The organism is Enterobacter asburiae, from assembly GCA_011754535.1.
In the GTDB taxonomy this organism is placed as follows: Bacteria; Pseudomonadota; Gammaproteobacteria; order Enterobacterales; family Enterobacteriaceae; genus Enterobacter; species Enterobacter cloacae_N.
Genome location: JAAQVN010000001.1, coordinates 4,573,821 through 4,593,622, shown reverse-complemented (window position 1 = coordinate 4,593,622; position 19,802 = coordinate 4,573,821). Strand labels below are relative to the sequence as shown.

The 19,802-nt window shown below is 57.7% G+C and carries 11 protein-coding genes; 10 read left to right on the top strand and 1 reads right to left on the bottom strand.

What is annotated here, in order from left to right:
- Nucleotides 1–5 precede the first annotated feature (5 nt).
- The 8 genes from bcsQ to HBM95_21710 all read left to right on the top strand — a co-directional run bounded on the left by bcsQ (nt 6) and on the right by HBM95_21710 (nt 15,670).
- On the top strand, nt 6–758 hold the full coding sequence (bcsQ, locus tag HBM95_21745) for a cellulose biosynthesis protein BcsQ (protein NIH45532.1): 753 nt from the start codon (nt 6–8) through the stop codon (nt 756–758).
- The gene (gene bcsA / locus HBM95_21740) at nt 755–3,370 is read left to right on the top strand and encodes a UDP-forming cellulose synthase catalytic subunit (GenBank protein ID NIH45531.1); all 2,616 of its coding nucleotides are present in this window, start codon (nt 755–757) and stop codon (nt 3,368–3,370) included. The genes bcsQ and bcsA overlap by 4 nt, the downstream gene beginning before the upstream one ends.
- Nucleotides 3,371–3,380: 10 nt before the next feature.
- Complete coding sequence (bcsB, locus tag HBM95_21735; protein NIH45530.1) at nt 3,381–5,801, top strand: cellulose biosynthesis cyclic di-GMP-binding regulatory protein BcsB; 2,421 nt, start codon at nt 3,381–3,383, stop codon at nt 5,799–5,801.
- 6 nt (nt 5,802–5,807) lie between these two features.
- A complete protein-coding gene (bcsZ, locus tag HBM95_21730; GenBank protein NIH45529.1) occupies nt 5,808–6,914 on the top strand; it encodes a cellulase in 1,107 nt (368 codons plus the stop codon).
- Entirely contained in the window at nt 6,896–10,378 is a 3,483-nt protein-coding gene (gene bcsC / locus HBM95_21725; protein ID NIH45528.1) for a cellulose biosynthesis protein BcsC, read from the top strand. Before bcsZ ends, bcsC begins: the two co-directional genes overlap by 19 nt.
- A gap of 119 nt (nt 10,379–10,497) precedes the next feature.
- Nucleotides 10,498–12,504, top strand: coding sequence for a biofilm formation regulator HmsP (gene hmsP, locus HBM95_21720; protein NIH45527.1), 2,007 nt, complete (start codon nt 10,498–10,500; stop codon nt 12,502–12,504).
- A 159-nt stretch (nt 12,505–12,663) separates the two neighbouring features.
- Nucleotides 12,664–13,950, top strand: coding sequence for a dicarboxylate/amino acid:cation symporter (locus HBM95_21715; GenBank protein NIH45526.1), 1,287 nt, complete (start codon nt 12,664–12,666; stop codon nt 13,948–13,950).
- A gap of 226 nt (nt 13,951–14,176) precedes the next feature.
- Nucleotides 14,177–15,670, top strand: coding sequence for an insulinase family protein (locus HBM95_21710; protein ID NIH45525.1), 1,494 nt, complete (start codon nt 14,177–14,179; stop codon nt 15,668–15,670).
- Between the two features lie 63 nt (nt 15,671–15,733).
- On the opposite strand, the gene HBM95_21705 is transcribed toward HBM95_21710, so the two are convergent.
- On the bottom strand, nt 15,734–16,663 hold the full coding sequence (locus HBM95_21705) for a sugar kinase (protein NIH45524.1): 930 nt from the start codon (nt 16,661–16,663) through the stop codon (nt 15,734–15,736).
- A gap of 229 nt (nt 16,664–16,892) precedes the next feature.
- Here HBM95_21705 and pdeH point away from each other — a divergent pair, with 229 nt between their 5' ends.
- A complete protein-coding gene (pdeH, locus tag HBM95_21700) occupies nt 16,893–17,666 on the top strand; it encodes a cyclic-guanylate-specific phosphodiesterase (GenBank protein ID NIH45523.1) in 774 nt (257 codons plus the stop codon).
- A 65-nt stretch (nt 17,667–17,731) separates the two neighbouring features.
- The gene (locus HBM95_21695) at nt 17,732–19,774 is read left to right on the top strand and encodes an AsmA family protein (GenBank protein ID NIH45522.1); all 2,043 of its coding nucleotides are present in this window, start codon (nt 17,732–17,734) and stop codon (nt 19,772–19,774) included.
- Nucleotides 19,775–19,802: the final 28 nt, after the last annotated feature.

Below are 19,802 nucleotides of genomic sequence, written 5' to 3'. Positions count from 1 at the left end.
CATTGATGGCCATACTCGGATTACAGGGCGTTCGTGGCGGTGTGGGTACCACATCTGTTACCGCGGCGCTGGCGTGGTCATTACAGCTTTTAGGTGAATCGGTGCTGGTGATTGACGCCTGCGGCGATAATTTGCTGCGTATGTCGTTCAACGTCGACTTTACTCGCGAAGAGGGCTGGGCCCGCGCGCTGCTTGATGACAAAGACTGGCGGGATGCGGGTCTGCGCTATACCTCCCAGCTTGATTTGCTGCCTTTTGGCCAACTGACCACCACGGAACGCGAGAATGAGGCCGCCTATCAGCGTCTGTTTTCGCAGTTCACGCTTGCGCTGCAGAGTCTGAAAGAAAAGGGGCACTACCAGTGGATCCTGCTGGATCTGCCGCACGGCGCCGGGACGCTGACCCGACAGCTCATCGCCCAGTGCGACCATGTACTTTCCGTGGTGAACGTGGATGCGAACTGCCATATTCGCCTGCATCAGCAGGGTCTGCCTCAAAACGCGCATCTTCTGATTAACGATTTACGTATCGGTAGCCAAATTCAGGACGATCTCTATCAGGTGTGGCTGCAAAGCCAGCGCCGCCTGCTGCCCATTGTGATTCATCGCGATGAGGGGATGGCGGAATGCCTCGCCTCCAAGCAGCCGTTAGGCGAATATCGCAGCGACTCGCTGGCAGCAGAAGAGATCCTGACGCTGGCTAACTGGTGTCTGCTGAACTTCGCCAGCAAGGCGGAGCCGGCAGGGAGTTCGGTATGAGTCGACTCGCCAGCTGGCTTCTTATCCCACCGGTCAGTTCGCGTTTAAGCGACCATTACCGGCACTTTCGCCGGCATGGCGCCCCGGCATTCAGCGCCGCGCTCGGCTGTTTCTGGATGATTCTGGCCTGGACGTTCATTCCACTCGAACACCCGCGCTGGCAGCGCATGCGTGCACGCCACGGCGAATTATATCCACACATTAACCCCGACCGGCCACGGCCTTTGGATCCGGCGCGCTATCTTATTCAGGCCATCTGGCTGGCGGTCACGTCATCCCGTGCGGAGAAAATAACGCCGCACTGGCGCAGCTATTCCCGCGTACAGCAGTTACGTGAACGCTATCACCAGTGGCTGGATAAACTGCCCGATAGCGTCAGCGATAAGACCAGCCATCTGGATAACCATAAAGAACTCGGGCACCTCCATCCGGGCTTGCGGCGTTTTATCCTTGGCGTGATTGTCGTGTTCTCGCTCATTCTGGCACTGGTCTGTATCACACAACCCTTCAACCCCCTGGCGCAGTTCACCTTCCTGATCCTGCTGTGGGGCGTGGCGTTGCTGGTTCGCCGTATTCCGGGCCGCTTCTCGGCGCTGATGCTGATTGTGCTGTCGCTGACGGTTTCCTGCCGCTACATCTGGTGGCGTTACACCTCAACGCTGAACTGGGACGATCCGGTCAGCCTGGTGTGCGGTCTGGTGCTGCTGTTTGCTGAGACCTATGCCTGGATTGTGCTGGTTCTGGGCTATTTCCAGGTGATCTGGCCGCTCAACCGCCAGCCGGTTCCGCTGCCAAAGGACACCACGCAGTGGCCGACTGTCGATCTCTTCGTTCCGACCTACAATGAAGATCTGAGCGTGGTGAAAAACACCATCTATGCCGCGCTGGGCATCGACTGGCCGAAAGATAAGCTCAAAGTCTGGATCCTGGATGACGGCAATCGTCCGGCGTTCCGCCAGTTTGCAGAAGAGGTCGGCGTCGAGTATATCGCCCGTCCGACTCACGAGCATGCGAAGGCCGGTAATATCAACAACGCCCTGAAGTATGCCACCGGGGAGTTCGTCTCGATCTTTGACTGCGACCACGTGCCGACGCGCTCGTTCCTGCAGATGACCATGGGCTGGTTCCTGAAAGAGAAAGAGCTGGCGATGATGCAGACGCCGCACCATTTCTTCTCACCGGACCCGTTTGAACGTAACCTTGGCCGCTTCCGCAAAACCCCGAACGAAGGCACGCTGTTCTATGGGCTGGTGCAGGACGGGAACGACATGTGGGATGCCACCTTCTTCTGCGGCTCCTGCGCGGTTATCCGCCGTAAGCCGCTGGATGAAATTGGCGGTATTGCCGTTGAGACGGTGACCGAAGATGCGCACACCTCTCTGCGCCTGCACCGTCGGGGCTATACCTCTGCCTATATGCGTATCCCTCAGGCCGCCGGTCTGGCGACGGAATCACTCTCGGCGCACATTGGCCAGCGTATTCGCTGGGCGCGCGGCATGGTGCAGATTTTCCGTCTCGATAACCCGCTGATAGGGAAAGGGCTCAAGCTGGCGCAGCGTCTTTGCTACGTCAACGCTATGTTCCACTTCTTGTCCGGCATCCCGCGGCTTATCTTCCTGACCGCGCCGCTGGCGTTCCTGCTCCTTCATGCCTATATCATCTACGCCCCCGCGCTGATGATTGCGCTGTTCGTTCTGCCGCACATGATCCACGCGAGCCTGACGAACTCGAAGATCCAGGGCAAATACCGCCACTCCTTCTGGAGTGAAATCTACGAAACGGTGCTGGCGTGGTACATCGCGCCGCCGACGATGGTGGCGCTGATTAACCCGCATAAAGGTAAATTCAACGTCACCGCGAAGGGCGGTCTGGTGGAAGAGGAGTACGTCGACTGGGTGATCTCCCGCCCGTACATCTTCCTCGTGCTGCTGAATATTGTCGGCGTTATCGCCGGCATCTGGCGCTACTTCTACGGCCCGGAAAACGAAATCCTGACCGTGTTTGTGAGTATGGCCTGGGTGTTCTACAACCTGATTATCCTCGGCGGCGCGGTGGCGGTGTCGGTGGAGAGTAAACAGGTTCGTCGCGCGCATCGCGTTGAAATCTGCATGCCTGCGGCGATTGCCCGTGAAGATGGCCACCTCTTCTCCTGTACGGTGCACGATTTCTCTGACGGTGGTCTGGGGATCAAAATCAACGGCCAGGCGAAAGTGCTGGAAGGGCAGAAAGTCAACCTGCTGCTCAAGCGCGGCCAGCAGGAGTATGTCTTCCCGACGCAGGTGGTGCGTGTGGCAGGCAGTGAGGTCGGTCTGCAGCTGATGCCGTTGACCAAAAAGCAACATATTGATTTTGTGCAGTGTACGTTTGCCCGTGCGGATACATGGGCTCTCTGGCAGGACAGCTTCCCGGAAGATAAACCTCTGGAAAGCCTGCTGGATATTCTGAAGCTGGGGTTCCGTGGCTATCGTCACCTTGCAGAATTTGCCCCGTCGTCGGTGAAATTAATTTTCCGGTCACTTACTTCGCTGGTTTCCTGGGTCGTGTCGTTTGTTCCTCGTCGTCCTGAGCGGGATGAGGCGAAGCAGGCGGACCCGGTTATGGCTCAACAATGATGATAACGCGATGAAAACAAAACTTTCCTGGTTATGTGCAGTGGCAATGGGAGTGAGTGCACTCCCCGCAACAATGGCTAACGCAGCACCTGGTAACGCAGCGGCTACGCCTGCGCCGACGGTACCTGTCGTCGCGCAGGCAACCGATCCGGTTATCACGGCGGCACCCGGTCAAACAGAAAACATCATTCCGAACCAGCCAACGGAGGGGAACACCCTCCCGGCCGAGAACCCGGTCATCGGGCAGGTGATGCCGGGCGTGCGGGGGGCTAACGCGCCCGTTGTCGCGGAGAACACGCCGTCGCGGGACGTGAAGCTGACCTTCGCGCAAATCGCGCCGCCGCCGGGCAGCATGGTGCTGCGCGGCGTCAATCCTAACGGCAGCATTGAATTTGGTATGCGCAGCGATGAGGTTGTTTCGAATGCGGTACTGAACCTTGAATATACGCCGTCGCCATCCCTGCTGCCGACGCAGTCTCAGCTGAAGGTCTACCTCAATGATGAGCTGATGGACGTTCTGCCGGTGACCAAAGAGCAGCTGGGTAAGAAAACCCAGGCGCAGGTGCCGATTAACCCGCTGTTCATCACCGACTTTAACCGTATCCGTCTGGAGTTTGTTGGTCACTACCGCGATGTCTGCGAAAACCCCGCCAGCAACACGCTGTGGCTGGATGTCGGGCGCAACTCCTCGCTGCAGATGACCTACCAGCCGCTGGCGCTGAAAAACGATCTTTCGGCATTCCCGGTTCCGTTCTTCGATCCGCGTGATAACCGTCCGCTCACGCTGCCAATGGTGTTTGCGTCATCCCCTGACGTGACCGAGCAGCTGGCGGCGACCATTGTGGCCTCCTGGTTTGGCTCCCGCTCCGGCTGGCGCGGTCAGAACTTCCCGGTGATGTATGACAAAATGCCGGACAGAAACGCGATTGTCTTTGCAACTAACGCCAAGCGTCCGGCCTTCCTGCGCGACCACCCGGAAGTCAAAGCGCCAACTATTGAGATGGTAAGCCACCCGGATAACCCGTATGTGAAGCTGCTGGTGGTCTTTGGTCGTGACGATAAAGATCTGGTTCAGGCGGCAAAAGCAATTGCCCAGGGCAACGTCCTGTTCCGCGGCAACAGCGTGGTGGTGGACGAGGTTAAGCCGCTGCTGGCACGTAAACCTTATGACGCGCCAAACTGGGTGCGTACCGATCGTGCCGTGACGTTTGGTGAACTGAAAACCTATGAAGAGCAGCTGCAGGCGTCCGGGCTGGAACCATCGTCGATTAACCTGTCACTGAACCTGCCGCCGGATCTGTACCTGCTGCGCACCAACGGCATTGATATCAATCTCAACTATCGCTATACCGCGCCGGCGACGAAAGACAGCTCGCGCATGGATATCAGCCTGAACAACCAGTTCCTGCAATCGTTCAGCCTGCAAAGCACCCAGGACACTAACCGGCTGATGCTCCGCCTGCCGGTGCTGCAGGGGCTGCTGGACGGCAAAACGGATGTCTCTATTCCGGCACTGAAGCTTGGCGCGATTAATCAGCTGCGTTTTGATTTCCAGTACATGAACCCGATGCCTGGCGGTTCGGTGGAGAACTGCATCACCTTCCAGCCGGTACAGAACCACGTCGTGATCGGCGATGAGTCGACCATCGACTTCTCGAAGTACTACCATTTCCTGGCGATGCCGGATCTGCGTGCCTTTGCTAACGCGGGCTTCCCGTTCAGCCGCATGGCCGATCTCTCTGAATCCATTGTGGTGATGCCAAAAGCGCCAAACGAAGGTCAGGTGACGACCCTGCTCGACACCATGGCGACCGTAGGCGCGCAAACTGGATTACCGGCAATTAACGTCACGTTGACGGATGATGGCAGCCAAATCCAGAACAAAGATGCCGATATTATGGTGATCGGCACCATCCCGGATAAGCTGAAGGATGAAAAACGTATCGATCTGCTGGTAAAAGCCACCGAGTCCTGGGTTAACACGCCGCTGCGTCAGACCGAGTTCCCGAGCATTATGCCGGATGTGAACGATCGCAAGGCCAGCGCGCAGACGGCCGTAACCTCTCAGGGAGCGATGGCTGCAGTGGTGGGCTTCCAGTCCCCTTACAACGATCAGCGTAGCGTGATAGCTCTGCTGGCGGACAGCCCCCGTGGCTATGAGCTGCTGAATACCGCGATGAACGACAGCGGTAAACGCGCCGCGATGTTTGGCTCGGTTTCGGTGATCCGCGAGTCCGGCGTCAACAGCCTGCGCGTGGGTGATGTGTACTACGTCGGCCATCTGCCGTGGTTCGAACGTCTGTGGTATGCGCTGTCTAACCATCCAGTTCTGCTCGCCATCCTGGCTGCGGTCAGCGTGGTATTGCTGGCATGGGTGCTGTGGCGTCTGCTGCGTATCATCAGCCGTCGTCGCCTTAACCCCGATGAGTAAGACGTGATGAAAGCCATTCGCTGGTGTGTAGTTGTAGCATTGATGCTGGCGGCGCTCCCGCTTCGCGCCGCCTGTACCTGGCCTGCCTGGGAGCAGTTTAAAAAGGATTACATCAGCGAGGGCGGGCGCGTCATTGATCCCAGTGACACGCGCAAAATTACGACGTCGGAAGGGCAAAGCTATGCGTTGTTCTTTGCCCTGGCCGCTAACGATCGCAACGCGTTTGACCTGCTGCTGACCTGGACGCGCGATAACCTTGCCAGCGGCAATCTCAACGATCGTCTGCCCGCCTGGCTCTGGGGGCAGAAAGACAAAGAAAACTGGGGGGTGATTGATACTAATTCCGCCTCAGATGCCGATGTCTGGATTGCCTGGTCGCTGCTCGAAGCGGGCCGGTTATGGAAACACCCGGACTATACCCAAACGGGCAAGGCGCTGCTAAAACGCATTGCCAGCGAGGAAGTGGTGAAAGTGCCGGGGCTCGGCTCAATGCTGCTTCCCGGTAAAGTCGGCTTTGCCGATGAAAACGCCTGGCGCTTTAACTCCAGCTACCTTCCTCCACAGCTAGCGAGCTATTTCACCCGCTATGGTGCCCCGTGGACCACGCTGCGTGAAACCAATCTGCGGCTACTGCTGGAAAGCGCGCCGAAGGGGTTCTCGCCGGACTGGGTGCAGTATCAGAAAAACAGAGGCTGGCAGTTACAGCAGGATAAGGCGCTGGTGGGGGGCTATGACGCCATACGTGTCTATCTTTGGGTGGGCATGATGAGCGATAAAGATCCTCAAAAAGCCCGGCTGCTGACGCGCTTCCAGCCGATGGCGGCAACGACAATCAAACAGGGCGTGCCGCCGGAGAAAGTGGATGTGGCGACGGGGAAACGCACCGGCAATGGCCCGGTCGGGTTCTCTGCCGCCATGCTGCCGTTTTTACAACAGCGCGATGCCCAGGCGGTTCAGCGCCAGCGCGTGGCAGACCATTTTCCCGATAAAAATGCCTACTACAGCTATGTATTGACTCTCTTTGGTCAGGGATGGGATCAGCATCGTTTTCGCTTCACCGCTAAGGGTGAATTAATACCGGATTGGGGCCAGGAATGCGCAAGTTCACAGTAAATCTACTCACTCTATCGCTTGGGCTGGCACTGATGCCGCTGGCGCAGGCCGTCAACTCTCCGCAGCAGAAACAGCTGCTGGAGCAGGTTCGGCTGGGCGAATCGACCCATCGTGAGGATTTGGTTCGGCAGTCGCTCTACCGTCTTGAGCTGATCGATCCGAACAACCCTGACGTCATTGCCGCCCGCTTTCGCTACCTGCTGCGCCAGGGCGATAACGCCGGAGCGCAAAAAGAGCTGGATCGCCTGAAAGGGATCGCCCCGGGCTCCAGCGCCTACCAGTCCTCACGCAACACGATGCTGCTTTCCACGCCGGATGGCCGCCAGCAGCTTCAGCAGGCGCGCTTACTCGCCACAACAGGGCACACGCAGGAGGCAATAGCCGCCTATGACAAGCTCTTTGACGGCAACCCGCCGGGCGGCGACGTGGCGACGGAATACTGGAATGTGGTGGCGAAAGATCCTGCCCGTCGCGCTTCGGCCATTAACCAGCTAAAAAAAATTAACAGCAGCAGCCCCGGTAATACGCAGCTGCAGGCGACGCTGGCTCAGCTTCTGTTCCAGAGCGGACGCCGTGATGAAGGCTTTGCGGTCCTGCAGGAGATGGCTAAATCTACCGGCGGCCGCAGTCAGGCGTCTGACATGTGGTATGAGCAGATTAAAGACCAGCCCGCCAGCAGCGCCAGCGTTACCGCGCTGCAAAAATACCTGACCGTATTCAGCGACGGCGATAGCGTCGCGGCGGCGCGCGCCCAGCTTGAGGCGCAGCAAAAACAGCTCGCAGACCCGGCGTTCCGCGCGAAAGCGGAAGGGCTGGCGGCGGTGGATGCCGGGCAGGGGAGTAAGGCGGTGGCGGAGCTGCAAAAAGCCGTTAGCGCCAACCATGCCGACAGTGAAGCGGTGGGCGCCCTTGGACAAGCCTATTCCCAGAAAGGCGACCGCGCCCGCGCGGTGGCACAGTTTGAAAAGGCGATTGCCCTCGATCCGCAGAGCGATAACCGCGGTAAATGGGACAGTTTACTGAAGGTTAACCGCTACTGGCTGCTGATCCAGCAGGGGGATGCGGCGCTGAAGGCGAATAACCCGGCGCAGGCGGAACGATACTTTCAGCAGGCGCGTAACATCGACAATACCGACAGCTACGCAGTGCTGGGGCTGGGAGATGCCGCCGCGGCGCGTAAAGATAACGACGCGGCAGAGCGTTATTACCGTCAGGCACTGCGTATGGACAGCGGCAACAGCAATGCGGTTCGCGGGCTTGCCAATATTTACCGCGCACAGTCCCCGGAGAAAGCCTCGCAGTTTATCCAGTCGCTCTCTGCCAGCCAGCGCCGGAGCATTGATGATATTGAGCGTAGCCTGACTAATGAGCAGCTGTCTGCCCAGGCAGAACAGCTGGAGAGTCAGGGGAAATACGCTCAGGCGGCAGAAATCCAGCGTCGTCGTCTGGCGCTCTCGCCCGGTGACGTCTGGATAACGTATCGTCTCTCGCGCGATCTCTACAGCGCGGGTCAGCGCAGCCAGGCGGATACCCTGATGCGCCAGCTTGCCAGCCAGAAGCCGTCTGACCCGGATCAGGTCTATGCCAACGGGCTCTATCTTTCCGGAAACGACCAGGACCGGGCCGCGCTGGCGCATCTGGATACCCTGCCGCGCAGCCAGTGGAACGGCAATATCCAGGAACTTGCCGACCGCCTGCAAAGCAACCAGGTGCTGGAAACCGCTAACCGTCTGCGCGACAGCGGCAAAGAGCAGGAGGCGGAAAACCTTCTGCGCCAGCAGCCGACCTCCACCCGCATCGACCTGACGCTGGCGGACTGGGCGCAGCAGCGTGGCGATCTGGCGTCGGCGAAAACCACCTACAACGCCGTCCTGCAGCGTGAGCCGCAGAACGAGGACGCGATCCTCGGTTTGACCGAGATTTACAGCGCGGAAGGTAACAAAGATGCCGCCCGTGCCGAGCTCGCGAAACTGCCCGCCGGGCAAAATGACCAGCCACTCTCGCTCAATATGCAGCGCCGGATCGCGATGGCGCAGGCGGGCCTGGGAGATTCCGCTGCCGCAGAACAGACCTTCAGCAAAATCATTCCTCAGGCCAAATCGCAGCCCGCCTCCATGGAAAGCGCGCTGGTGCTACGTGATGCTGCCCGCTTCCAGACGCAAAACGGCCAGCCGCAGCAGGCGCTGGAATCGTATAAAGATGCGATGGTGTCGTCCGGCATTACCACGACGCGTCCGGTGGACAACGACAGTTTCACCCGCCTGACGCGTAACGATGAAAAAGATGACTGGCTGAAGCGCGGCGTGCGCAGTGACGCTGGTGATTTGTACCGTCAGCAGGATGTTAACGTCACGCTCCAGCACGACTACTGGGGCTCCAGCGGCACGGGCGGCTATTCCGACCTGAAAGCGCATACCACCATGCTCCAGGTGGACGCACCGCTCTCTGACGGGCGCATGTTCTTCAGAAGCGATCTGGTCAACATGGATGCCGGTACTTTTGATAACAATAACGGGACTTACGATCCTAAATGGGGGACCTGCTACGACACGCCGTGTAGCGGCAACACCAGCCAGAGCGACAGCGGCGCCAGCGTCGCCGTCGGCTGGCAGAATAAAACCTGGGCGATGGATATTGGCACCACGCCAATGGGCTTTGACGTCGTCGACGTGGTGGGCGGCATCAGCTACAGCAGTGATTTAGGTCCCATCGGCTATACCGTCAACGCCCATCGTCGGCCTATCTCCAGTTCGCTGCTGGCCTTCGCCGGGCAAAAAGATACCAATACCGGCACCACCTGGGGCGGCGTACGCGCAACCGGCGGTGGCGTGAGCATCAGCTATGACAAAGGTGAGGCGAACGGCATCTGGTCCAGCCTGAACGCGGAAACGCTGACGGGTAAAAATGTGGAAGATAACTGGCGCGTCCGCTGGATGACGGGTTACTACTACAAGCTCATCAATAAAAACAACGAGCGCCTGACGGTCGGCGTGTCCAATATGCTCTGGCACTACGACAAAGATCTGAGCGGCTATTCCCTCGGTCAGGGCGGCTACTACAGCCCGCAGGAGTATGTCTCCTTCGCGCTGCCTGTAACCTGGCGTAAGCGCACGGAAAACTGGTCCTGGGAGCTGGGAGGCTCGGTGTCCTGGTCCCACTCCAAAACCAAAGACGAGCTGCGCTACCCGATCCAGAGCCTGATCCCGACCGATGAGCCAGGCCGCTATACTGACCGGGGCGCGATGGAAACCGGCAGCAGCTCCTCCGGGACGGGTTATACCGCGCGGGCGATTATCGAACGCCGGGTCACGTCCAACTGGTTTGTGGGCATGGGCGTGGATATTCAGGAAGCGAAAGACTATACCCCAAGCCATGCGCTGATTTATGTGCGTTACTCTGCAGCAGGCTGGCAGGGTGATATGGACTTACCGCCGCAGCCGCTTATTCCTTACGCAGACTGGTAATCGGATTTTCCTTAATCCATTTGTAAGTCTCTCTTAATAGCGCGGCAATCGGGTATACTCAGGCGCGCCAGGTTTACACCCTGGCGCGCCCTGCGCTTCGAGTTTTGTGGAGAGTCATTTTGCGTGTCAGCCGTTCCTTAACGATCAAACAGATGGCGATGGTCTCTGCCGTCACTATGCTGTTTGTACTGCTCTTCTGCGTAATTTTGCTGTTTCATTCCGTACAGCAGAATCGCTATAACACGGCTTCGCAGTTAGAAAGTATCGCCCGCTCGGTGCGCGGCCCGCTCTCCGCCTCGATCCTGAAAGGAGATATTCCCGAAGCGGAAACCATCTTAAAACGCATTCAGCCTGCCGGCGTCGTTAGCCGCGCCGATGTCGTCTTGCCCAACCAGTTTCAGGCGCTGCGGATGAGCTTTATCCCGGAGCGTCCCGTTCCGATGATGGTGATGCGCCTGTTTGAGCTGCCGGTGCAAATTTCTCTGCCTGTCTATTCGCTTGAGCGCCCTGCCAATCCGCAGCCGCTGGCCTACCTGGTTCTGCAGGCGGACTCGTACCGGATGTATAAATTCGTCATGAGCTGGGTGGTTACGTTAGTGACCACTTGCTTACTTATGACCCTTATCCTCAGCGTGGCGCTGACCTGGTGCATTAACCGGCTGATTGTTCACCCGCTGCGCCGTATCGCCCGAGAGCTGAATTCGCTTGCGCCGCAGGAGCAGCTGGGGCACCAGCTTGAGCTGCCGCGCCTGCATCATGACGATGAGATCGGGATGCTGGTGCGCAGCTACAACCTCAACCAGCAGCGCATCCAGCGTCAGCAGGATGAGTTAAACAACAGCGCTACGCGCTTCCCGGTGTCGGAGCTTCCCAACAAAGCGTTTCTGATGGCGATGCTGGAGCAGACCGTTGCGCGGCAGCAAACCACGGCGCTGATGGTGATCGCCTGTGAAACCCTGCAGGATACGGCCGGCGTGCTAAAGGAGAGCCAGCGTGAAATGCTCTTGCTGACGCTGGTGGAAAAGGTGAAGTCCGTCCTTGCCCCGCGCATGGTGCTGACCCAGGTCAGCGGTTACGACCTGGTGGTGATTGCCAACGGCGTGAAAGAGCCGTGGCACGCCATTACATTAGGTCAGCAAGTACTCACTGTCATAAATGAGCGGCTGCCCGTTCAGGGTATCCAGCTTCGTCCGAGCGCCAGCATCGGTATCGCCATGTACTACGGTGATTTAACGGCGGAGCAGCTGTACCGCCGCGCGTTCTCGGCGGCGTTTACCGCCCGGCGTAAAGGGAAAAATCAGATCCAGTTCTTCGACCCGGAGCAGATGGAAAAAGCGCAGCAACGCCTGACGGAAGAGAGCGACATCCTGACCGCGCTTGATAACCGTCAGTTTGCCCTTTGGCTGCAGCCGCAGGTGAATTTACAGACGGGTCAAGTGAAAAGTGCCGAGGCGCTGCTCCGCGTGCAGCAGCCGGATGGCTCATGGGAGCTGCCGGAAGGGCTGATTGAGCGCATCGAATCCTGTGGTCTGATGGTCACCGTTGGCTATTGGGTGCTGGAGGAGTCCTGCCGCCAGCTTGCCGCCTGGCAGGAGCGCGGCGTTACGCTGCCGCTGTCGGTCAATCTGTCAGCGCTGCAGCTTATGCATCCGACGATGGTCTCCGAGATGCTGGAGCTGATCCATCGTTACCGGATCAAGCCCGATACGCTGACGCTGGAAGTGACGGAGAGCCGACGCATTGACGATCCTAACGACGCGGTTGCCATCCTGAAGCCGCTGCGCAATGCTGGCATTCGCATCGCGCTGGACGATTTTGGTATGGGATACGCCGGGCTGCGTCAGCTTCAGCACATGAAAACCCTGCCGGTGGACGTGCTCAAAATCGATAAATCGTTTGTCGACGGGCTGCCGGAGGACAGCAGCATGGTGCAGGCCATCGTCCAGATGGCGCGCAGTCTCAACCTGCATCTTATTGCTGAGGGGATTGAAACCGAAGCGCAACGCGCCTGGCTTGCAGAGGCGGGCGTCGAGAGCGGCCAGGGCTACCTTTTTGCCCCCGCGGTGCCGCCGGATGTCTTCGAACAGCGATACCTTTCCGGCGCCGACCATAGCGCAAAAGTGTAATTTTGTTGCTGGCTTGTGCGAGCCAGTTCAAAGTTCTTAACATTTGTGTTTCAAATTTGAACTGAGTTTATTTCTGTCCTGTTATACGGGTGTTATTTTAGAGCCGCAGGTTAACCATAACCTTACAAAGCCTGTGGTTTTTCTTCCCAAGGACACCCTATGAAAACCTCACTCTTCAAAAGTCTTTATTTCCAGGTCCTGACAGCCATCGCCATCGGTATTCTGCTGGGGCACTATTACCCTGAACTGGGCGCGCAAATGAAACCGCTTGGCGACGCGTTCGTTAAGCTCATTAAAATGGTCATCGCCCCGGTCATCTTCTGTACGGTGGTAACGGGCATCGCTGGCATGGAAAGCATGAAGGCGGTTGGCCGTACCGGTGCAGTGGCGCTTCTCTATTTTGAAGTGGTCAGTACCCTTGCGCTGATTATTGGTCTGGTCATCGTCAACGTGGTGCAGCCTGGTGCGGGTATGAACGTTGATCCCTCTACGCTGGATGCCAAAGCCGTCGCGGTCTATGCCGAACAGGCGAAGGATCAGGGCGTGGTGGCCTTCCTGCTGGACGTTATCCCCGGCAGCGTCATCGGCGCCTTCGCCAGCGGAAACATTCTGCAGGTGCTGCTGTTTGCCGTGATGTTTGGCTTCGCCCTGCACCGTCTGGGCAGCAAAGGCCAGCTTATCTTCAACGTGATTGAAAGCTTCTCGCAGGTCATCTTTGGCATTATCAATATGATCATGCGCCTGGCGCCGATTGGTGCCTTCGGTGCGATGGCCTTCACCATCGGTAAGTATGGCGTCGGCACGCTGGTGCAGCTGGGTCAGCTGATTATCTGCTTCTACATCACCTGTATTCTTTTCGTGGTGGTGGTGCTGGGCTCCATCGCTCGTGCGACTGGTTTCAGCATTTTCAAATTCATTCGCTACATCCGCGAAGAGCTGCTGATTGTTCTGGGAACCTCCTCTTCAGAATCGGCGCTGCCGCGTATGCTCGATAAGATGGAAAAGCTCGGGTGCCGTAAATCGGTGGTCGGCCTGGTGATCCCGACAGGGTACTCCTTCAACCTTGACGGTACCTCGATATACCTGACGATGGCGGCCGTGTTTATCGCCCAGGCGACCAACAGCCATATGGATATTTTCCATCAGATTACCCTGCTGGTAGTGCTCCTGCTGTCGTCTAAAGGGGCTGCGGGCGTTACGGGTAGTGGCTTTATCGTACTGGCGGCCACCATTTCCGCGGTGGGGCATCTGCCGGTGGCGGGTCTGGCGCTGATTCTTGGTATTGACCGCTTTATGTCTGAGGCGCGTGCCCTTACCAACCTGGTGGGTAACGGCGTGGCAACGGTGGTGGTCGCGAAATGGGTGAAAGAGCTGGATCACAAGAAGCTTAACGACACGCTGAATAATCGCGCGTCTGATAGCAAAAATCCTGGTTTAACCTCCTAATCTTGTCACAATTGCCCGCATTCCCTTGTCGGGATGCGGGCTCCTGCGCATAATAACTGTTCATACCTGTCATAATTCGACAAGATTTTTTTTGGGTATATTTCACTTCGGACCGTGACGTTTTGCCGAACGCGCGGTCTAATCGACGTGTTTTCATCGTCATCTTTTAGAGTGCAGCGCGTCGCGAGACACTCTTTTTAACCAGGAATGTTGATCAGGGGTTCACATGCAGGGCACAAAAATTCGACTCTTAACCGGCGGTTTGCTGATGATGGCAGCAGCCAGTTATGTGCAGGCAGATGCGCTCCAGCCAGACCCGGCCTGGCAACAAGGCACGTTAGCGAACGGTTTTCAGTGGCAGGTGTTATCCACCCCGCAGCGGCCCAGCGATCGTATTGAAATCCGTCTGTCCGTTAATACCGGCTCCCTTACGGAAAGCACTCAGCAAACCGGTTTTAGCCATTTTATTCCCCGTCTGGCGCTCACGCAGAGCGGCAGCCTGCAAGCGGTTCAGGTGCGTTCGCTGTGGCAACAGGCCATCGATCCGAAACGCCCCCTTCCTCCGGCCGTGGTCTCCTATGACTACACCATGTTTAACCTGAGCCTGCCAAATAACCGTAACGACCTGCTTAAAGAAGCCCTTACGTATCTCTCTGATGCCTCTGGCAACCTGGCGATTACGCCGGACACCGTGAACTATGCGTTGAGCAACGGCGACATGGTGGCGACCTGGCCTGCGGATACCAAAGAGGGCTGGTGGCGCTACCGTCTGAAAGGCTCAACGCTGCTGGGGCACGACCCGGCGGAGCCGCTGAAGCAGCCGGTGGACGTCGAGCAGGTGAAATCGTTCTACCAGAAATGGTACACCCCGGACGCGATGACGCTGATCGTCGTCGGTAATGTGGATAGCCGCACGGTGGTTGAGCAGATCAACAAAGCGTTTGGCGATCTGAAGGGCAAACGCGAAACGCCAGCCCCTGTCCCGACGCTCTCTCCGCTGCGCGCCGAGCCTGTCAGCATTATGACGGACACCGTGCGTCAGGACCGACTCTCCGTGATGTGGGATAACGCCTGGCAACCTATTCGCGAGTCCGCAGCGCTGCTGCGCTACTGGCGTGCCGATCTGGCGCGTGAAGCGCTGTTCTGGCACGTTCAACAGACGCTCAGCAAAAACAACGTGAAGAACATTGGCCTTGGCTTTGACTGCCGCGTGCTGTTCCAGCGTGCGCAATGTGCCATTAACGTTGAATCGCCGGGCGATAAGCTGAATGCCAATCTCGGTGTGGTGGCGAAAGAGCTGGCAAAAGTGCGTAAAGAGGGGCTCTCTGAAGAGGAGTTCAACGCGCTGGTTGCCCAGAAAAAACTGGAGCTGCAGAAGCTGTTTGCCACCTACGCTCGTGCCGATACTGACATTCTGATCAGCCAGCGTATTCGCTCCCTGCAGAACCAGGTTGTCGACATTGCGCCTGAGCAGTACCAGAAGCTTCGTCAGGACTTCCTGAACGGTCTGACCGTGAATATGTTGAATCAGGATTTACGTCAGCAGCTGTCGCAGGATATGGCGTTGATCCTTCTGCAGCCGAAAGGCGAGCCGGAATATGACATGAAGGAACTTCAGAAGACCTGGGATTCCATTATGGCTACCGCGCCGCAGCCGGCGCAGGCAGCCACGGCTGACGATCTCCACCAGGACGCGACGGATATTCCGCAGGGGCAGTAATGCCTGAACATTCCCTCTCCCTGTGGGAGAGGGTTAGGGTGAGGACATCAGCCCGCACCTTACTTAAACAGGCATCGCCTCGCGCGGAATAATCGCCCCGCGATACTGAATCACGGTGCTGGCCGTCAGGTGCCCACGCTGTGCCGCCGCTTCCGGCGCTCCACCCGTCAGGCGTACCGCCAGGTAACCCGCGCTGAAGGAATCCCCCGCTGCGGTGGTATCAATCACTTTCTCTTTGGGCAGCTTCACCGCAGGGACCTCAACCACCGTTTCACCCGCAATCGCGACCAGGCACGACTCCGCACCACGCTTAATCACCACTTCGCTCACGCCTGCTGCGTGCGTACGGGCAATCACGTCATCGACTGGCTTCTCACCCCACAGGGCGTCTTCATCGTCGAGCGTCAGGAAGGCGATGTCCGTGCACTGAAGCATCTGCTGATAAACCTGCTGCGTCTCTTCGCGGCTGGCCCACAGGCGCGGGCGGTAGTTGTTATCGAAAATCACCTTCCCGCCGTTGGCGCGGCATTCGCGCAGCAGCGAGAGAAGCTTTTCGCGGCTGGCCGGGCTTAAAATCGCCAGGCTGATCCCGCTCAGATAGAGATAGTCAAACGTCGCCAGCTCTTCGCAGATGGCTGCGGCAGCATCGCTCTCCAGCCAGAATTTGGCCGCGGCTTCGTTACGCCAGTAATAAAACGTGCGTTCGCCGGTGCTGTCGGTTTCGATGTAATACAGCCCAGGCAGGCGGTTTTCCATACGCTGGATCAGCGACGTTTCAACATGTTCACTTTGCCAGGCTTCCAGCATCTGCTGGCTGAAGCTGTCCGTACCAAGAGCGGTGACGTAGTTCACGGCGAGTGCTTCAGGCGCAACCTGACGGGCAATGTAAACGGACGTGTTTAACGTATCGCCACCAAATCCGCGGCTGACTTCCGCGCCTTTTTGTGACAGCTCAATCATACATTCGCCAATCACGGCAATTTTTTTGGACATAGTCATGAACCTGAACAGAAGAATTTTCAGCAGTGTGCGCTGAGTGAATTAGATGGTCAACTATATTAAAACGACGTTCCATTATTTTATTTGAGCCAGCGCGTGTTCCGGCAAATTTCTGTCATCTTAATTTCATTTTCACGGTGAATTGAACATAAAGTTCTCAATTATCGCGCCGATAACCCAGTGACGAGTCCAGAAAGGCCATCCCAACAACAGGACATCTGAAATGAAGTCAGAGCAGGTTATCCAGCGGCTGAGCACTACGCCTGAGGCAAGTATTGAGAACTTGCAGGAGCATCGCTACTGGCTGCAATGCGAGCGTGCGTACACGTATCAGCCGATCTACCGAACGGACGGTCGACTGATGGCAATTGAAGTTTTGACTGTCGTCACGCACCCGTCAAACCCTTCCCAGCGTATCGCGCCGGATCGCTATTTTGCCGAAGTTGCCGTTCGCCAGCGTCTGGACGTGCTGGAAGAGCAGCTCCGTATGCTGGCGACAAAACAGGCCTTTTTCGAGCAGCATACTATCCTCGCCTCGGTTAACGTGGACGGCCCGACCCTGCTGGCGCTGCGTCAGAACGCGAAACTGCAGGAGCTGATCGCCACTCTGCCGTGGCTGCGCTTTGAGCTGGTGGAGCATGTTCGCCTGCCGCAGGATTCCTCTTTTGCGTCGATGTGTGAATTTGGTCCGCTGTGGCTGGATGACTTTGGCACCGGTATGGCGAACTTCTCGGCCCTCAGCGAAGTTCGCTATGACTACATCAAGGTGGCCCGCGATCTGTTCATCATGCTGCGCCAGACCCCGGAAGGACGGAATCTGTTTACGCTGTTATTGCAGCTGATGAATCGCTATTGCCAGGGCGTGATCGTTGAAGGCGTGGAAACGCTGGAAGAGTGGCGTGACGTGCAAAACTCTCCCGCAGCGGCGGCGCAAGGCTATTTCCTCTCTCGCCCCGTGCCGATGGATCTCCTCGAAAGCGTCAGAACGACCCTCTGATAACCCCGCTTCCCTTTGTCTGGACTATAGTTTTACAGGACAGGTCATCAGGAAAGGGGATAACAATGACAAAAACAACCAGGGTCATTTCCTGGACTACAGGGATTTTCTTGTTGTTGATCGCAATCGTCGTCGTCATTATCGCGACGTTTGACTGGAACCGCCTTAAGCCGACCATCAACCAGAAAGTCTCCGCTGAGCTGAACCGTCCCTTCGCCATCCGAGGCGATCTGGGTGTGGTATGGGAGCGTCAGAAAGAGGAGACCGGCTGGCGAAGCTGGATCCCCTGGCCCCACGTCCACGCCGACGACATCATTCTCGGCAACCCGCCGGATATCCCCGAAGTAACCATGATCCATCTGCCGCGCGTGGAGGCCACGCTGGCACCGTTAGCGCTGCTGACCAAAACCGTCTATCTGCCGTGGATCAAGCTCCAGCAGCCCGATGCGCGCTTGATCCGCCTCTCTGAAAAAAACAATAACTGGACGTTTAACCTTGCCAGCGACGGTGAAAAGGATCCGAATGCTCAACCCTCATCATGGTCATTCCGTCTCGACAATATTCTTTTCGATCGCGGGCGGATCGCCATCTACGATAAGGTCAGCAAGGCGGACGTGGAGATCCTGGTCGATCCGCTGGGCAAACCGCTGCCGTTTAGCGAAGTCACGGGCAACAAAGCGAAAGACGATAGCGCCAAAGCGGGTGACTATGTCTTCGGCCTGACGGCAAAAGGGCGCTACAACGGCCAGCCGCTGACCGGGCAAGGGAAAATCGGCGGCATGCTGGCGCTTAGGAGCGAAGGCACGCCGTTCCCGGTGCAGGCGGATTTCCGCTCGGGGAACACGCGCGTGGCGTTCGTGGGCACGGTTAACGACCCGATGAACATGGGGGGCGTCGACCTCCAGCTCAAGTTTGCCGGTGACTCGCTGGGTGAATTGTATGAACTGACCGGCGTACTGCTGCCGGATACCCCGCCGTTCGAAACGGACGGGCATCTGGTTGCCAAAATCGACACCGAAAAATCGTCCGTTTTTGACTACCGGGATTTCAACGGCCGCATCGGCGACAGCGATATCCACGGCACGCTGACCTACACCACCGGAAAACCACGGCCGAAACTGGAAGGGGATGTCGAATCTCGCCAGCTTCGTCTGGCCGATCTTGGCCCGCTGATTGGCGTGGATTCCGGAAAAGGCACCAAATCAAAAGAGGTCAAAAAGGACGTTCAGCCTGCGGGTAAAGTGTTGCCTTACGATCGCTTTGAAACCGACAAATGGGACGTGATGGATGCGGATGTGCGCTTCAAAGGGCGTAAAATTGAGCATGGCAGCACGCTTCCGCTGAGCGATCTGTCGACGCATATCATCCTGAAAAATGCCGATCTGCGCCTGCAGCCGCTGAAGTTTGGCATGGCGGGCGGGACAATTTCCTCCAACATTCACCTGGAAGGCGATAAGAAGCCGATGCAGGGACGGGCGGAGATCCAGGCGCGTCGATTGAAGCTGAAAGAGCTGATGCCGAACGTGGAGCTGATGCAGAAAACCCTCGGTGAAATGAACGGCGATGCGGACATTCGCGGGGTGGGGAATTCCGTGGCGGCGCTGCTGGGCAGCGGCAACGGTAACCTGAAACTGCTGATGAACGACGGGCTGGTCAGCCGCAACCTGATGGAGATCCTGGGGCTAAACGTCGGTAACTTTATCATCGGGCAAATCTTTGGCGATGATGAGGTGCGGGTGAACTGCGCAGCGGCGAATGTGGATCTGGTTAACGGCGTGGCGCGTCCGCAGATTTTTGCCTTCGACACGGAAAACGCGGTGATTAACGTGACCGGTACTGCCAGCATGGCCTCGGAGCAGCTGGATTTGACCATTGACCCGGAAAGTAAGGGGATTCGTATTATTACTCTGCGCTCACCGCTTTACGTGCGCGGGACCTTTAAAAATCCGCAGGCGGGCGTCAAGCCCGGGCCGCTGATTGCGCGTGGCGCGGTGGCCGCAGCCCTCGCGACGCTGGTCACCCCGGCCGCCGCGCTGCTGGCGTTGATCTCGCCGTCAGAAGGCGAAGCGAATCAGTGCCGGACGATTTTGTCGCAGATGAAGAAGTAGCTCCCTTTCTCCCTCTCCCTGTGGGAGA

Bases quoted from the DNA above. Each gene is read 5' to 3' on its own strand.
- bcsQ (NIH45532.1), top strand. From the start codon at position 6: ATGGCCATACTCGGATTACAGGGCGTTCGTGGCGGTGTGGGTACCACA.
- bcsA (NIH45531.1), top strand. From the start codon at position 755: ATGAGTCGACTCGCCAGCTGGCTTCTTATCCCACCGGTCAGTTCGCGT.
- bcsB (NIH45530.1), top strand. From the start codon at position 3,381: ATGAAAACAAAACTTTCCTGGTTATGTGCAGTGGCAATGGGAGTGAGT.
- bcsZ (NIH45529.1), top strand. From the start codon at position 5,808: ATGAAAGCCATTCGCTGGTGTGTAGTTGTAGCATTGATGCTGGCGGCG.
- bcsC (NIH45528.1), top strand. From the start codon at position 6,896: ATGCGCAAGTTCACAGTAAATCTACTCACTCTATCGCTTGGGCTGGCA.
- HBM95_21715 (NIH45526.1), top strand. From the start codon at position 12,664: ATGAAAACCTCACTCTTCAAAAGTCTTTATTTCCAGGTCCTGACAGCC.
- HBM95_21710 (NIH45525.1), top strand. From the start codon at position 14,177: ATGCAGGGCACAAAAATTCGACTCTTAACCGGCGGTTTGCTGATGATG.
- HBM95_21705 (NIH45524.1), bottom strand. From the start codon at position 16,663: ATGTCCAAAAAAATTGCCGTGATTGGCGAATGTATGATTGAGCTGTCA.
- pdeH (NIH45523.1), top strand. From the start codon at position 16,893: ATGAAGTCAGAGCAGGTTATCCAGCGGCTGAGCACTACGCCTGAGGCA.
- HBM95_21695 (NIH45522.1), top strand. From the start codon at position 17,732: ATGACAAAAACAACCAGGGTCATTTCCTGGACTACAGGGATTTTCTTG.